This is a genomic window from Aquimarina sp. AU58 (genome assembly GCF_900312745.1).
GTDB classification, from domain to species: domain Bacteria; phylum Bacteroidota; class Bacteroidia; order Flavobacteriales; family Flavobacteriaceae; genus Aquimarina; species Aquimarina spinulae.
In genome coordinates, this window is the sequence record NZ_OMPD01000009.1 from 478351 (window position 1) to 494313 (window position 15963).

A 15963-nucleotide genomic window follows, 5' to 3' on the forward strand; every position below is an offset into this window, starting at 1 on the left:
GAGAGCTCCTCGTTTTTGTAACGACATTTAGATGTCACCTATCTGTCATTTTTATGAGGAATCAAAACACAACGCTTAACTACATAATTATGATTTTATACAGAATATGTGTAGTTATTACCATTACGAGTATCTTTTTGTTTACCGAAGGTAACTAAAATCAATATAGAGATTGCAAAGTCTGATATGTGCACTATTTACATCAGAAAAGGTATTATTCTATTTCCCTTTTATCAATAACAATTACAGGTTTTCTGCTTAATTTAGGGAATTGAAGTTTTTGGATGTCTTTTTTATCATGAAATTCAATTTTTGGAGATACTCTTAACTTTGCTCTAAAATGATCTTTTATATCATGTAGTAAATCTTCTGTCGGGGTTTGGGTAACTATTTTAATTAAGATTTCATCTGTACCTATTGTATTGTGAAAAATCTCGATAATATAATTCTCTACCTCATTAAAATCATTAAGAATATTATCCATAGCAGGAGGGTATAAAGTTGTTCCTTTATACTTAATCATTTGCTTTTTTCTTCCTACCACTGGCCCCAAACGCATAGTATTACGCCCGCATGCACAACTTGAAGTATGCGCCTTAACCATATCACCTGTTTTAAATCGCAATAAGGGCATTGCTTCTACCCCCAGAGTGGTAACAGTAAGTTCTCCTACCTCACCAGGAGGAACGGGGCAATTATGTTCATCCAGAATTTCTGCAATAATTAGCTCTGGGTGATGATGCCCTCCTTGTTGTTCGCTACACTCTGTAAAAGCAGTATTCATTTCTGTAGATGCATAGGTAGAGTATAATTCTATGTTCCAGTTGTCTTTTATCTTTTTTGCAAGTGTATTTAACGAAAAATCTTGATTTCTAAGAGATTCTCCTATACAAATCGCGCCTTTTATTCCCGAAGCATTCAGATCAATATCGTGTTCTTGAGCATATTTAATTAATTTTAATAAAAAGGAAGGAACTACGATTAAGTAGGTAGGTTTAAATTTTAAAATAGAATCCCATTGTAATTCGGGAATCCCGGCTCCTACGCGTATAATCCCAGCTCCTAATTCTCTAGCACCCAGAAAATAGGCTATTCCCGCCATAAAGCGCCTGTCGATAGTTGTCATTAACTGCATAACGTCTTCCTTTTGCACACCAGCACAGGCAAAAGAAATGGCTTCGTTATACGCTAACCTTTTTAAATCATTATCTGTTAGTGCAAAAGTAACAGGCTCTCCGAGGGTTCCAGAGGTAGTAACATAATCTATGATTTCACTTTTCGGCACACAGATAAAATCATCATTAAACTGTTGTAATTGCTCTTTGGTAGTAACTGGGATTTTTACTAAATCTTCTAGAGTATTAATCGTCGAAGGAAGAATGTTATGCTTTGCAAAAATACCTTGATAATAAGTAGAATGTGTATCTAAATACGATATTAATTTCTTTAATTCTTGCTCTTGTACCGTTTTGATCTGAGCCAACGATGCTTTTTCTATTTCAGGAATCATTGTTTTAATTTCCTTTTTAATTTTTTAATATACGAATCAATTTCACGTTTGTCGGGAACTGTCGTAATTTCTTTGTTGCCAGCTTCTTCAAAAGCATGCAATGCAGCAGTATAATATTGTTTTTCGTAATAATACTTACCAATTAAATAATATACTTCCCAATACTCTGGATTGGTCTTCTGAAAGGTCCCAATAAAAGTGGGATCTAACATTTCTTTGTTATCAATTGCTTTTTGAAGATCTTTACGTAACCGTCTGTAATTTTCGTAATCTTTATATGCTTTAGTGAACTGAAAAGGGTCTTTTTCAATATTTAATTCGGATTGAGATAATGTTGTTTTTGTACGTTTTTTATTAAAAATATCATTCAGATTGTAAGCAACAAATTCTCCTAATTGATATGGGTTTGATGATACCCATACCATACGATCCTCTGGTTTAAAAACTATACCATGATGTGCTAATAATTGATTTAAAGCTTTTTCATTACCATATCCTATTTGTTTGTTGTTTAACCCTTCTTTGTTTCTTAGGATATTCACAGCAATTTGCGGTGTTACTTTTGGTTGCTGTTGTAATAACTCCTGCATTCTTTTATAGCGATATTGAGAATGGCTTTCTTCGATATGTTTTATATTGTTTTGATCATCAGAATAGGCCTCACTTTGAAAATGATTAGAACAAATTAGTTGATTAGAGTTAGCGACATCATAAACACCAAAGTTTTTGGGAGATACTTCAATAGTGATTGCCTTTTTATCTTTTGCACTTCCTATAAATATTGATTCAGACACAAAGACTTCTCGTTTTTTTGCTATTGCTATCGCTTCGTCTATTGTCGAGGCGTATTGTAAAATCTCACGAACCAAAATTGAAATTGGTGTTTTTGCTAATAAAGGAATTTTAGATTTCCCTGCATTTATAGTTACCGTAAGTCCATGCTCATTCATTCCCGAAACTACACCAATCATTCCTCCCCAGGTTACAGACATAAACTTATGACCTTTTGTAGGGGTTACAAAAGCAATGATTTTATCTTTGGCAAAGTCATCACCAGCATAAAAATCAAAATTCCTACCAATGATCAAATCGCCATCTACGGTTTTTTCTCCCCAGGCGGCAAATGAAGAACATCCTACTAATGCTAAATCCTGCAAAGCATGTCCTATATCATGTGCACCATGAAGATACAGTATTCTTAAGTAGTTTTCTGCTATATGATTATAATCGTTTGATGCATATTTTGAAAGTCCGTATATTTCTGCTTTATACTCTGCAGGAATATGTAAATACATTTTCCTGTTATACCAGGCTACAACTTTTCTTAATAAATATTGTTTTGTTTTTGAAGGTACTAATTCTCCGACCTTAGATAAAAAAGCATGCTCTTGTTTTTTAAATAATTCTTGTGTCAGGCTTCCGGTTTGTAACCCTATTTGTAAAGGATCTCCTTCTACATAAAGTTCCCATAAACCTTGCTTGTTTTTACTAAGAAAGCTATTTCCGATAGTAAAAAAAGAATCAGAAACTTTGATTCTTTTTTCAATAGAAGAGGAATAGTCACTAACATCTGGGATATCTTTTATAGATTTAGATACACCACATGACATTAACAGAAAAAAGAGTGCAAAAAAGCACAACCATTTTGTAAAACAAGATGTTTTTAAGAACATACTTCTTTGTTTTTTTTAGATGCTTGTTATTTTTGTTATTCTCATAGTCTAAATCGTTTTTTGCTCTTTGTTGGCTTCTAGTATTTTATCTAGTAAATAATCTTTACCTATTATTTCTGAGCAAGTAGTGACTGCACTAATAGTGACTCCCAAAATACCATGCATATTTAAACTCTGCCCGGTAAACATTAGGTTTTTGATTTTGGTTTTTGGAGATAAAAAAGAGTGCATTGGTTTATTAACATCTTTAACATAACCATACATCGACCCTTCATTACTACCAATATAATCTCTGTAGGATAATGGTGTCGAGGTATATGTTTCTTGAATACAATCTCTTATGTTTGGAAATTTTTTCTCTAATTCAATAATGATTTTTTCAGCTTTTTCAGCTTTAAATTCTTCATAAGTTTGCCCTCTTTCATTTTTGTTAGCTACCGTATTAAACGTGTCTTGCCAGGGTTTAACTTCTTCATAACGCATATAGGTCATTACAGCAATACTATCTCCATACTCATCTGTGTTTTTATTAATTCCCATAGTCATCATATATCCTTCTGGCCAACTTTCGTGGGTATAACCTTGTGTATCCCAAACTCTATCTGGATGATTAAAATGATAGAAATTTTTGTTTTGATAAGCAAAAGTATTTGGTTTTAGTACAATGTATAGGGTAAAAGCAGCAATTGTGCTTTCGATCTTATGTACTCTATTGGCATATGACTTTCTAAATTTATCTTCTCCTGCTATCTTTAGCGTTAGTTTTGGCTCAATATTAGAAATAAACAAATCTCCTTTTATTTCTTTACCATTTTTGCAGGTAACAGAATTAATTTTTTTATCATCAAATCCAAATTTAACAACCTCATGGTGTTTGTATGTTTCTCCGCCATATTCCTTTAGCCTTTTAATTAAGATTTTTGTAATTTGGCTTCCACCATTTATACATCGGTATGAGCTTTCGATGTAAGAATTGATACATAAGGCATGTACATAAAAAGGGGTACGATCACTGTCTCCAGCATATAAATAATTTGTTCCTGCAAGAACTCCTTGTAGCTTTTTATTATCAGTAAGGGAATTGATATAGGATTTTGCATTGAGTGAAAAAATTTCACTATCATCAAAGTATGGCTTCCCCTGTTTTAACTGATACAGCGGGAACTTACGACATGTTTCTTTTAATTTATTACAATAGGTTATAATAGCTTCTTCCTCGTCTGGGAATTGATTCACTAAAACTTTTATAAAATTTTCATACCCTTGAGCATGTTTGTATTCTTTTTCGTCACCTTCAAAAGTTATGATATCAAAACCGTCTTCATCGAGTTTTTTTAATTTTAAATCATCGATGATACCAATGTATTTAAAATATTGATATAGATTTTGGCCTTCAGAAAGTCCACCAATATAGTGTACTCCTGTATCAAAAATAGTTTTGTCTCTTACAAAGGTTTGTAAATTTCCTCCATACTGATTGTTTTTTTCTAACACACATACACTATAGCCTTCTTTGGCTAAAATGATAGCAGAAACCAAACCACCTAAACCACTTCCAATAATTACAATATCATAATGCTCTTTCACACGTTTAAATTTTAGTAATTTATTAATAATAAATTAATTATAAAATTGAGAACGTGTGTAACCACCACGTTCTCGCATTAAAAATTTAAACATTTTCTTTTATGAAATAATTGTTGAAATTTCTTAATGCTCGTTTCATTTTTTAATTTTCTTTATTTTTTAAAATAACCAGATTATTCTTTTGGTGCCTGATCTCGAATCCCAAATTAGTAATTATCTGTGTATGTATATTTTGACTTTCGTTTAGTAAAACTAACAGATTAATTTTACTGCTTAGTATCTTTCCTAATTCATTTTCTGTAATCGTAGCTAAATTTAGAATAAGAACATTTGTATCATATGCCATTGTTTCTTCTATAGTATCGACACAAATAATTTTACTATGATTATTAGTAATATAGCTGTTTTTAACAATATTTCTAGTGTTTTTGTTTTCTATATAGTTAATAACCTTCCTGTCTGGGCTATCTAAAGATAACAGAAAATCTAATTGACCCGAATCTTTTGAAATATGAAGTATAGTTTCTTTTTTTTCGACCGTGTCTATAATTATTTTGTAAATCTCTTTATTCGCTTTTAGATCTTTTAGTACTTCTTTATAAAGAGGGTCACCTTTGTATCGATATTCTTCGAGAATAATTTTGTTAAAATACCCATCATGTTCTATCTCATTCCTAAGTTTTCCGAATTCGCTTTTAAAATATGCCCCAATTTGTTTTGTTTTTCTAGCATAGTTTTCGCCAAAACTAGTATCGTTTGCTTTTATCCTATCGAGTATTTTGATGGTTATGCTACCATCTTTAATAATAAAACTTCCTTTGGGGAGTACTTCAGAATTTCCATGTATAAGTATGGGAATGATGTCTAATCCAAATTGCTCTGCCAGATAAAATGCTCCTTTGTGAAATCGTTTAATTTTGTTGGTATTAGATCTTGTTCCTTCGGGAAAGGCTATAAGTGAATAGCCTTGATCAACTTTTTTCTTTAAATGGTCTAATCCATTTTCTATACCACTAGATACAGGATAAAAACCAGCTAACTGTACTGCTTTTCCAAAAACAGGAGAGTTGTATACCCAATCGTTTACCAGAAAAATAATTTTTGGATATAACATTCCTATCGCCAAAATATCTAAGAAAGAAGTATGATTAGCAATAATAACTCCTGGTTTATCAAAGGTTTCATTACTTTGGTTAATGATTTTTTTCTGTACAAATGGATTTGTATATAGTACTGATCCCATAAACTTTGACATTATTTTATGAAACCATTTCATTTTTATTTTTTTAGGTAATGGGATAATTTTTATCAGAACTACACTAAATAACGAAAGCAATAAGCCTCCTAAACCATAGTAAGCAAAGGAAAGAATAGAATGTAAAAATAACCTAAGTGTTATTGGTCTTTTTGTCTTACTGCCAATAAAAAGCCTAAATAATTGTGGTTGGATGGTGAATGAAATAACAATTGCCGATAGTATTCCGATAATAGAAAGTAATGATATTGTATATAGCGCAGGATGTTTGGCAAATATTAAAACACCTACTCCTAAAATAGTAGTAATAACAGATAAAATAATAGATGTTTTATGAGTTGCTACTGCTTTTTCCCCGGTTCTATACTCATGTAGTAACCCATTAGTCATAAAAATACTATAGTCAATCCCAAGACCAAAAATAAAGGTCGAAATTATAATATTAAAGATGTTAAACTCTAATGAAAATAATCCCATTATACCAATGGTTAGCAACCAGGTGATCGCTATAGGAATACTTGTTACCAAGGTAAGAGATAAGCTTCTGTAAAAGAATAAAAGGATAAGTAATACAACAATTAATGAGTAACCAACTAGTTTGTTAAAGTCATTTTTTAGATTCCCTAAAAAGGTTTCATTCATATGTTTCCTGTCGATAACTATGGTCTGAGGTTGATCTTTAAAAAGGTCAACTACATGCTGTGCATTTTCATCTTTTACTTTAACGAGCGTTGTTGCTGTGACAAAATCCTCTTTTGTTGTTATATAATCTGCTATAGAAATCGTTTTTAAGGCATTGTAGTCTTTGATTTTTAAAGGCTCAAAATTCGATTCCAGGAGCGTATAAAATGCATTAAAACTAGTAGGTTTAAAACCTAATTTATTTCCGCTTTCAATAAGATTAGCTTTTGTGCTAGCTATTGTGTTTGTATTCCAAAAAGAATTCCATCTCGAGATTCTTTCTTTTTGAGTTTTTTCTGAATAAATTAAAGATCCGATAGAGCTGAAATCGATTACTTTTCCTTCATCTTTTAGTAGTTGCAGCTTTTCAAAAATCTTATCATTTACCTGTAAAGTACCTTGCTCCGAATTTTCATAGGCCGCCAGATAAATTGATTTTGAGGCAATATTAGTTAAAGCATCTAATCTTAATTGTGCATCTTTTAACTCTTGTGGCTCAAAGTTTAGCTTAGAAATATCATTGTTAAATTGCACTTTATTATAAGTAAACAGACTTACTATTAGTAATAATGTTAATGTTATAATTACCCATTTGTTTTTATGTAAAGGATATTGAGCTGCATTATCTATGAGTGTTGTTTTTGGCCTTTTTTGAGAAGTGCTTTTATATACTTGAGGGATAAAAATTAATGCAAAAAAAGAAGACCCTACAACACTAATTGCTGCAAAAATACCCAAATCCTGAAGTGCTTGTGATTCTAAAAATAATAAACATAAAAATGCTAAAGCGGTGGTTAAACTGCTCATTAAAACCGGAGTAGTGATTTCTTTATAAACTGCTTTTATATTAGTGTTACTTCTTATGTGTGTTAGGATATGAAGTGAGTAATCCAAAGTAACCCCTAATAGTACAGAACCGATACCCAGTGATATTGCAGAAATTTTTGCACGAATTAAGAACAATAAAGCAATGGCTAATAGCCCTCCAAAAATTGTTGGAACAAATAAAATAATCGGAATGGTAATTTTTCTATAAAAGAAGATAAGTATGATTAATAAAATCGTAATAGCGATACTAATAGTTAGTTGAATATCTCTTTTTATTTGTTTAGCATTTGCTACAGCAATTAAAGTACCTCCAAAATATTCGCTTTGTACCTTACCTTTAAAATGATCATTAAGTTGATTGTTTATTTGATAAAGATCCTCTACAAATTTGGCATTTTTGTCTGTTTCGCTAGATTTTAACTTAGGAGTAATAAATAATAAAACATGATTTTGATCTTTACTAAGTAAAAAACCATTGTGCAATGTGAAATCATCTCCAAAACTAAGTTGCTGTAATTTTTTTAAGGCAATAAATGATAATCCCAAAGGATCCTTTAAAATGTTATCTCTTGCAATAATTCCCGTAGGAGAAATTAAAGTTTTATAATTACTATTCGTTATAGTTTCGATGCTATCTTTTCGAATTTTGCTTTTAATGACTTTATAATCATTTTCTTGTAAAAAAAGAGGAAGATTTTTGTACACAAAGTCCAAAGTGTTAAAAATATCTTCTTCTTCAACCTTACCTTGGATTTGGGTAATGTGCTCACCAGATTTTATAGTAACACTATCAATAAATTGTGCTGCATATTGAGTAAGATCATCAACCGATCCTTCGGGGTCGCGCGTAATGTTTACTATGATTTTATCAGCAAAGTTTACTGTTTTTAATACTTTTTGAATCTCAGAAGTCTTATCATTTGTAGGAATCAATTTGGTGATATCCTCTTCAAATTGAATTTTTGAAGCAATAAATAATAGCCCCGCAATAATGAGTGCAAATATTCCAAAGCTCATTACTTTTCTAGAAACAATAGATGTATATAGACTATAAAAAAAGCTATCCATTATGATGCATTATTTTTTTTATAAAAAATGGTAAGAAATACATATGCTAAAATTCCTATAGTAATAGAAGAAATTATGGCTAAGGTAAAACTACCTACAATATAGGTTTTTAGGCTTTTTACCATTTCAAAATTTTCACCAATATTGGTAAATGATGGTTGAGGTTCTCCTAAAACAAAACTACCAACTTTTAAGCTCATAAAAATGATAAACGGAATGAAAGGAGGCAAACTTACATTAGAAAAAGCAAAAGAAATCACCTTATTTAGTTTTAAAACGACAGCAAAAAACAGCACGAGTACGGTGTGAAATCCCCATAGTGGTGATATCCCTATAAAAACTCCCAGAGCTACTGATAATGCTTTTTTTTGTGGGGAATCCTGGCTTTCTAAGAAGTCTTCAAAAAAGAAACGTTTTACTCCTTTTTTTTTAACTTTCCGAAATAAATTTCTAGGCTTTATATATAAAAAAGCTACTGTAACCAACCAGGTATTAAGAATACTTATTCGGGTAAAATCTTTAAAAGGCCTAAAATGTGATACCCGTTCGGTTTCATCATATAATACTTGTATCGGAATGTTTTTTACAATTACATCGCTCCAGGCCGCTTTTACAATAACCTCTATTTCAAATTCGAATTTTGAGGTATAAAAATTCAATTTTGCTAATTCTTCTAGTGGATATAGTCTATATCCAGATTGGGTATCCTGAAGTTTTGTACCCGTTTCTACCCAAAACCAGAAATTAGAAAACTTATTTCCGAAGCTACTTTTTTTAGGGACACTTTCCTGACTCATATTTCTTGCACCAATGAGCAAGATGTTTTTATGTTCTGATTTTTCTAAAGCTGTAATAAAAGCAGGAATGTCTTCGGGAAAATGTTGACCATCAGAATCTATCGTAATTGCATACTTAAAACCCTGTTTTTGTGCAGCTGCAAACCCAACGCGCAAAGCATTGCCTTTTCCTTTGTTTTTTGGTAGATGGATTTGTTGAATTTGAGGATATTCTTTTAATATCTCCCGAGTAGTATCTGTAGCCCCATCGTTTACAACAATAATATTTTTAGTGTAAAATAATACACCATCTATAACCCGTCGTAATGTTTTGCAATTATTGTAGGTAGGAATTATTACACATACGTTGAATAGGTCGATTTTTTGTTTTGTAAACTCTTTTATCACTCAATTGAAGTGTTTCAATTTTTAAGGAACTAAAATTACTGCTTTTTCTTCATCACTAAAAGCTTTCGATTGCAAAATATACTCACCGATATGTTTTTTTAAAATTTTAGGTTTTATCGTCTTGTATTGTTTAAGCAGAAATAATTTATCTTCTTTTATATTGGATTTATATTTTAGCAATCTAGGAGTATTTTCCTGGATTCCTATACGTATAAAACGAGGTTCGACAGCATTTGGTGATTTCTCTATAGCAAATTCGATATATGAAACTCCTTCTATAAACAGTCGTTTTTTTTCTTTTATACTTTTTTCATATTTCGCCTGCAATGTAATAGCAGCTCCTTTATAAGCCACCAAAACAATATCATCTTCTTTATTTACAGGTGCAAGTTGCTTATTAAGTGCAGCTACTTTTGTTTTGTCATGAGCAGCTTCTTTATATGCAATTCTTATGGTATCCAAATCTATCGATAGCATAGTAAAAGATAATAATGATATGAATGCAATCAAAAATTTCACTCGTTTAGGTTTTGGTAATTATTTGATAATATATTAATTATAAAATTAAGAACGTATTAGGCGCTACATTCTATCATTAAAAAATTTAAATATTTTTAATGTTCGTTTTATGTTTAGATTTATTGTGTTTTAAAATTAGCTGTTAATTTTAAAGCAACTGTATCTTCAAATGTAGTTACATTTTTTACTTTATAAGTATCATCTGTTTGGGTAATATCTAAAGTTAAAACTAAATCTGGATTTTTTTCCGGATTTATAATAGCCATAAATTTAATATTACTAGAGGATTGCATAAATAGTTTTTTATTTACAATACCTTCTGTTAATTCTTTTATGATTTGCATCATGCAAACACCAGGTGTTACAGGGTTTCCCGGAAAATGTCCTTTGAAAATCTCATGGTTTTTGTTGATGGTAATAGTTGCTGTCGACATATTTTCAACAGTCTCTAATGTATTTGCGGTGTAAAAATCTTTTAGTAACATGTGTAATTAGAAATTAAATCTATACGATAGGCCAATTTGAAAAACGCGATTAAATTGATTCTTTTCTTCGTATATAGATTGTGTTGAAAAATCATGAAAATCACCAGAAAAAACATCTAGTGTGCCATGCTTATATCTAGCTTCTATAGCAATTCCGTTTTTAAATTCGTAACCAAGACCTGCTGCAATAGAAAGGTCTACAAAGGTAATGTCATTACCTTCTTCTCTGTTTACAAGACTTACAGGGGTATCGTCAAAATCAAAATCAAGGCTTGGTGCAATGATCAAATGTAATCCTGTATTTCTAACAAAAAATTTGTTAGTAGCAGATATTGAAACGTAATGGATTTCGAGATCATCTCCATTTGAAAATTTGTTGTTACCTCCTTGGTTAGAATATCCCACTTCGGGTTGAAGAGCATATAGTTCTGAGAATCTGAAATGTAAAAAAGCCCCTATATAAATCCCCGCTTTAGATTCTAAATTAGCATTAGAAAGATCCGAAATATTAACTCCACCTCTTAATCCAAAAGATGTCTTGTTTTGTGCAGAGGTAGCTCCAAAAACACCAAAAAAGGTTATGACCAATAAAAGATTTCTCATTTTTGAATCGATTTTAAATTAATTTTAAGCTTTAAATTCTTATGCTCAATCGTAATTAGATTTGCAATAGTATCACTAATTTCTGAAAATGTAAAAACTACTTTTTCTTTTCTATTCCCAGTTCTAACAATTTTATGAATTGCGTTATTTGTATTGTAATAATAATGCTTATCGTTATTAATTTCAGTTTCAAAAACAATATCGTTTTGATGTGAAAATGTATTTAAAAGGATAGGAGTTTCTTCAATCAATGCTTTAAAATCTTTTTTTAAAATGTTTATTAAAATCTTTTTATTGAAGTCTTCTAAGATGTAATTTACGGTAAAGCTTTCGTTAATAAATGAAAAGTCAAAAATTTTATTTCCCATTTCTGTAGTAAAGACAATACGATGATTATTATCTTCAATCTTTTTTACAATAAAAATACCACCAAAATGTTTTTTGTAAACATCAATATTTGCTTTATACACATAATCTTGTGTCTTATCTGAAAAATAGAAATTTCTTACTTCTATATCAGATGCTTCTCTTTTAATGAAATTATTTTTCTTAGGATAGGAAGCACATCCTATACATATAAAACAAAAACTAATGAGCAAATATCTCATCTGCCAAAGGTGTGTTTAAGACTCTGTTGCTAAATACTATTCTGGTGTAATCATTTGAAGGCTCTATCATTTTTACTTCAATAACATCGCCTTTGGAGTTAAATGTTATATGAAATGCTTTAATAAATTTTTTGAATTTTTTGTCCTTTGGACTAAAATGCACCTCGCTATTTTCCTGGTTTTTATAATAACTGATATTAAACTCCTCATCATTAAACATATCTCCTTTTACGCTATTAATAATAAGTTTGTTCAATTGCTTAAACTGCTCACTAGACCCAATATCAATGTTACTTTTATTGCCCTCATCATTAATATATAGTGTCTTGTTTTTAAATAACACAGAATATTTAAAAGGTTCTACATATTCCCATTTTACGACATTTGGTGTTTTAAAAGCAAGTTTTCCTGTTGTGATAATATCATTCGATAAAAAATCCAAGTGTTTGTGTTGTGTAAAATCACTCGAAATAGTTTTTGTTGTGGTGGCAAGAGCTTTTACTTTTGTTTTTAAGGCATCGGCTTCTATAGTACTCATTTTAGTTTGAGCAGATAGCGTAGTAGCTAGAAATAGTAGTAAATAAACAATTTTAGGCATATGCTTTTATCTTAAATAAAGAATCTATAGTAATCGATTCTATATTTTGTTGTTGTAAAAATAACAATAACTGTTCCAAAACAATAATTGTTTTTAAACTTGTATCATGAAGTAAAATAACATCACCTTTCGAAAGTTTTTTTGTTATTCGTTTTAATACTTTATCCGAATTTCTGGATGTTGTATCCAGGGATCTGACATTCCATCCAATAGGTTGTAATCCTGTGACTTTTAATGCTCTTTTAATTCTTGGATTTGTTACACCAAAAGCAGGCCTGTATAGTTGCATAGTTAACCCCGTTACTTCTTTTACTATAGCGTTGGTTTGTTGTAGTTCTGAAATTACTTCTCCTGTTTTTAGAAAACCAAAAGAGTTAGGGTGCGAATACGTATGATTACCAATAACATGCCCTTGTTTAATACTCTCTTTAACTAATTCGGGATACATCTCAATGTGTTTGCCAATGCAAAAAAAAGTAGCTTTTGCATTATACTGTTTTAAGAGTTTTAAAACTTGAGGTGTGAATTCTGGGTTTGGTCCATCATCAAAAGTAATAGCAACTTGATTATTTTTTATATCCCTATTTGCATTAAGAGAAGTGAAATGGTAGTTCCATTGTATAAGTCCAGAACCAGCCATAGTAATAATTAGCCATATAAAAGCTAATAGGAAATAAGACCATACCGGTATTTCTATTGAGTAATTGGTTATGTGTAAAACCAAAAAAGCGAGTGCTGTTATTCTATTGACGTATTTAAAATTTAGCATTTACGCAGTAAAGTGAAGCTATGATTCTCTCCTCTATATTGATTGTATAATAAAATAGTAGTAAAGTTTGATATTGATTTTTTATTTAGCTTAACTACTTCTGGTAATTCTTGCGTTTTCAGGATTTTTGAAGCTAACCACACTCCAAAAGACGATGCGGTATTAAATTCACCACATAAATGTTTGTAATATATCTGTTGTGTCTCTTTGAATAGATTTAAACTTAGCTCATTGTAAAATGCATCGTATTTTACATCTCCATTATTTCCTAATACAATAGCATCTATATCATCAATAGCTAAACCATTATCCTTTAAAAATAGTTGAGCTGCATGAGAGACTTCGGTTTCTGATAATGTATTATAGGTTTGTACCGCTATAACTTCGGCATAACTCGAGTCTTGTTTTTTATTTGATACGACAAAGAAGTTCGCACCTTCACCAAATATTGCTCCTTCTGTTTTAGAATCCAACACCTTGGTAGAATCGGTTTTTTCTAATTTGATGTGGTTAATAAGCTTGTGAATCGTAATGGTATGATCACCATGTTCATCAACGCCTCCGATTAGAATAGTATTGGCCTCATCATTTTCTAACTGTAATTGGGCATCTAATAATGCCGATTCAAAAGATACACTTGCATGTACATATGTAAAATTGTAACCTTTACACTGAAGTCCTAGAGCGATTTGCCCACCAACTGTATTATGAGTTGATTGTATAAATGAAGTAGGGGTGAGGTATTGTTCGTTATTATCAATAATTGCACTAACAAATTTTTCTGAATCTCTAACACATCCCATTCCTGTTCCTGTAATAATAGCATCAACATTGTCTATGTTTGCGTCTGCTAATGCAATTCTAGAGGCAACAACTCCCATTTTAATACCTTTTGCCATTCTACGTGCTGCTGCGGGAGGAATATATTCTTTATAATTTGGATTAACCACAGAAATCACATTATCTGTATAGGTATTGATTTCTTTCAAAAACTCGGTATTGTCAAAAGTTTTTTGAGATGAAATAGATCCGATACCGGTTATATAGACTGCACTCATATCTCTTTAATTAAACAGTTTTTGTATATTAGGTATTACCCCTTTGTTTACAATTTTGCTATTGTTCTTTTGAAAAAATTATGGTAGAACAATTACCTCCAAAACCTAAGGAATTAGACAACACCGTATGTAATTCTTTTTCTTTGAGTTCTAATTGTGGTGTAATATCAAACTCTTTCATCTGAGTTTTAAAATTGAGATTAGGATAGATGATATTATGTTGAAGCGCTAATACGGCATAAACAGCCTCGATAGCTCCTGCAGCGGCCAATGTATGTCCTGTATATGCTTTTGTAGAGCTAAAATCGGGAATTTCTTCGCCAAAAACTCTTAGAATAGCACGCCCTTCGGATAAATCATTATTTCCCGTTGCTGTCCCATGTGCATTAATGTAATCAATATCATTTGCTGTGTATGCTGCAACTTTTAAAGCTTTTTGCATTGCTAAAGTTGCTCCATCTCCATTTTCTGAAGATGCAGTTTGATGATAGGCATCATTTGCATTACCATATCCTTTAACATATCCTAATACTTCTTTTTTTTCTGCAGCAATAACTTCATCAGATTCTAATACTAAGAAAGCCGCAGCTTCACCTAGATTAAGTCCTTTTCTATTTTCATCAAAAGGAGTATTGTACGTGTCAGATAAGATCATTAAAGTTTTAAACCCGTTAATGGTAAACTTAGACAAACAATCAGAACCACCCACAATAACCCTGTCTAGTTTTCCCGACTTAATCAATCGGGCACCAAGCATTATAGCATTTGCAGCAGAAGAACAAGCCGTACTTATTGTAGTTACCAGGCTTTTTTCGATTCCTAATTGTTCTGCAATTTTTTGAGTAGAATCTCCGGCATGATGACCTTCGATATATTTTTGGGTGCTTTTGTTTTCAAGATAATCATAATAATACGTTTCTGTCATATCCATCCCACCAACGCTGGTCGCCGAAACTAATCCTGTTTTATAGGTATTGATATCAGAGATTCCGGCATCTTGTATTGCTTGCTTAGCAGCAATAGCACCTAATAAAGCTGTTCTTGAGTAATTATTATCAGGAGTTAGACCTAATTGTTGTTCTAACTCCAGATTTGTAGATGCGATTTCACCAACCATAATATCGTCCTTATGAATGGTATCAATTTTAGAAACTCTAGAGATTCCTTTTTTACCATTAATAAGCGATTGGTAATTTTCTGTAACATCGTTTCCAATAGCAGAAATTATTCCCATTCCGGTTATAGCAACACCTTTACTCATTTAAATACAAATAAAATTTATTTTGTTCTATGTTCAGAAATGTATTTTGCCATTACTTCTATAGATGCAAAAATTTCACGTCCTTCTTTAGGGTCGGTTAATTTAATACCATAGTTTTTATCTAACATTACAATTAATTCTAATGCATCAATTGAGTCTAAACCTAAACCATCACCAAAAAGAATATCGTCATCAGCAATATCTTCAACAGCAATATCTTCAAGATTTAATTGCTCAATAATGTTTTCCTTTAGTTCTTGTTTTAAAACCTCCATA

At 31.1% G+C, this 15963-nt stretch carries 14 protein-coding genes; all 14 read right to left on the minus strand.

Annotated features, from left to right (window positions below; all coding sequences use genetic code 11):
- Nucleotides 1-214: 214 nt before the first annotated feature.
- The 14 genes from DK441_RS08610 to DK441_RS08675 all read right to left on the minus strand — a co-directional run bounded on the left by DK441_RS08610 (nt 215) and on the right by DK441_RS08675 (nt 15962).
- Nucleotides 215-1510 (minus strand): phenylacetate--CoA ligase family protein, encoded by a 1296-nt coding sequence (locus DK441_RS08610; protein WP_109098347.1) that lies wholly within the window; start codon nt 1508-1510, stop codon nt 215-217.
- Nucleotides 1507-3183, minus strand: coding sequence for a C45 family peptidase (locus DK441_RS08615; RefSeq protein ID WP_109098348.1), 1677 nt, complete (start codon nt 3181-3183; stop codon nt 1507-1509). Before DK441_RS08615 ends, DK441_RS08610 begins: the two co-directional genes overlap by 4 nt.
- 48 nt (nt 3184-3231) lie before the next feature.
- Nucleotides 3232-4770: an NAD(P)/FAD-dependent oxidoreductase gene (locus tag DK441_RS08620; protein ID WP_109098349.1), complete on the minus strand. Its 1539-nt coding sequence runs from the start codon at nt 4768-4770 to the stop codon at nt 3232-3234.
- Between the two features lie 142 nt (nt 4771-4912).
- Nucleotides 4913-8602, minus strand: a complete 3690-nt coding sequence (locus DK441_RS08625; RefSeq protein WP_109098350.1) for an MMPL family transporter — start codon at nt 8600-8602, stop codon at nt 4913-4915.
- Nucleotides 8602-9786 (minus strand): DUF2062 domain-containing protein, encoded by a 1185-nt coding sequence (locus tag DK441_RS08630; RefSeq protein WP_109098351.1) that lies wholly within the window; start codon nt 9784-9786, stop codon nt 8602-8604. Before DK441_RS08630 ends, DK441_RS08625 begins: the two co-directional genes overlap by 1 nt.
- A gap of 21 nt (nt 9787-9807) precedes the next feature.
- Nucleotides 9808-10305: a hypothetical protein gene (locus DK441_RS08635; RefSeq protein ID WP_109098352.1), complete on the minus strand. Its 498-nt coding sequence runs from the start codon at nt 10303-10305 to the stop codon at nt 9808-9810.
- 119 nt (nt 10306-10424) lie between these two features.
- Entirely contained in the window at nt 10425-10790 is a 366-nt protein-coding gene (locus tag DK441_RS08640) for a 3-hydroxyacyl-ACP dehydratase (protein ID WP_109098353.1), read from the minus strand.
- Between the two features lie 6 nt (nt 10791-10796).
- On the minus strand, nt 10797-11393 hold the full coding sequence (locus DK441_RS08645; RefSeq protein WP_109098354.1) for a porin family protein: 597 nt from the start codon (nt 11391-11393) through the stop codon (nt 10797-10799).
- Entirely contained in the window at nt 11390-12001 is a 612-nt protein-coding gene (locus DK441_RS08650; RefSeq protein WP_109098355.1) for a hypothetical protein, read from the minus strand. The genes DK441_RS08645 and DK441_RS08650 overlap by 4 nt, the downstream gene beginning before the upstream one ends.
- Entirely contained in the window at nt 11982-12599 is a 618-nt protein-coding gene (locus DK441_RS08655) for an outer membrane lipoprotein carrier protein LolA (RefSeq protein ID WP_109098356.1), read from the minus strand. Before DK441_RS08655 ends, DK441_RS08650 begins: the two co-directional genes overlap by 20 nt.
- Complete coding sequence (locus DK441_RS08660; protein ID WP_109098357.1) at nt 12592-13368, minus strand: polysaccharide deacetylase family protein; 777 nt, start codon at nt 13366-13368, stop codon at nt 12592-12594. Before DK441_RS08660 ends, DK441_RS08655 begins: the two co-directional genes overlap by 8 nt.
- The gene (locus DK441_RS08665) at nt 13362-14426 is read right to left on the minus strand and encodes a beta-ketoacyl synthase N-terminal-like domain-containing protein (RefSeq protein ID WP_109098358.1); all 1065 of its coding nucleotides are present in this window, start codon (nt 14424-14426) and stop codon (nt 13362-13364) included. The genes DK441_RS08660 and DK441_RS08665 overlap by 7 nt, the downstream gene beginning before the upstream one ends.
- A gap of 58 nt (nt 14427-14484) precedes the next feature.
- Nucleotides 14485-15687 carry a beta-ketoacyl synthase gene (locus tag DK441_RS08670; RefSeq protein ID WP_109098359.1) on the minus strand — a complete coding sequence of 401 codons (1203 nt, stop codon included), beginning with the start codon at nt 15685-15687 and terminating at the stop codon, nt 14485-14487.
- Nucleotides 15688-15704: 17 nt separating this feature from the next.
- Nucleotides 15705-15962 (minus strand): phosphopantetheine-binding protein, encoded by a 258-nt coding sequence (locus DK441_RS08675; protein WP_024771985.1) that lies wholly within the window; start codon nt 15960-15962, stop codon nt 15705-15707.
- Between the last annotated feature and the right edge of the window lies 1 nt (nt 15963).

Bases quoted from the DNA above. Each gene is read 5' to 3' on its own strand.
- DK441_RS08610 (WP_109098347.1), bottom strand. From the start codon at position 1,510: ATGATTCCTGAAATAGAAAAAGCATCGTTGGCTCAGATCAAAACGGTA.
- DK441_RS08615 (WP_109098348.1), bottom strand. From the start codon at position 3,183: ATGTTCTTAAAAACATCTTGTTTTACAAAATGGTTGTGCTTTTTTGCA.
- DK441_RS08625 (WP_109098350.1), bottom strand. From the start codon at position 8,602: ATGGATAGCTTTTTTTATAGTCTATATACATCTATTGTTTCTAGAAAA.
- DK441_RS08640 (WP_109098353.1), bottom strand. From the start codon at position 10,790: ATGTTACTAAAAGATTTTTACACCGCAAATACATTAGAGACTGTTGAA.
- DK441_RS08645 (WP_109098354.1), bottom strand. From the start codon at position 11,393: ATGAGAAATCTTTTATTGGTCATAACCTTTTTTGGTGTTTTTGGAGCT.
- DK441_RS08650 (WP_109098355.1), bottom strand. From the start codon at position 12,001: ATGAGATATTTGCTCATTAGTTTTTGTTTTATATGTATAGGATGTGCT.
- DK441_RS08655 (WP_109098356.1), bottom strand. From the start codon at position 12,599: ATGCCTAAAATTGTTTATTTACTACTATTTCTAGCTACTACGCTATCT.
- DK441_RS08660 (WP_109098357.1), bottom strand. From the start codon at position 13,368: ATGCTAAATTTTAAATACGTCAATAGAATAACAGCACTCGCTTTTTTG.
- DK441_RS08665 (WP_109098358.1), bottom strand. From the start codon at position 14,426: ATGAGTGCAGTCTATATAACCGGTATCGGATCTATTTCATCTCAAAAA.
- DK441_RS08670 (WP_109098359.1), bottom strand. From the start codon at position 15,687: ATGAGTAAAGGTGTTGCTATAACCGGAATGGGAATAATTTCTGCTATT.
- DK441_RS08675 (WP_024771985.1), bottom strand. From the start codon at position 15,962: ATGGAGGTTTTAAAACAAGAACTAAAGGAAAACATTATTGAGCAATTA.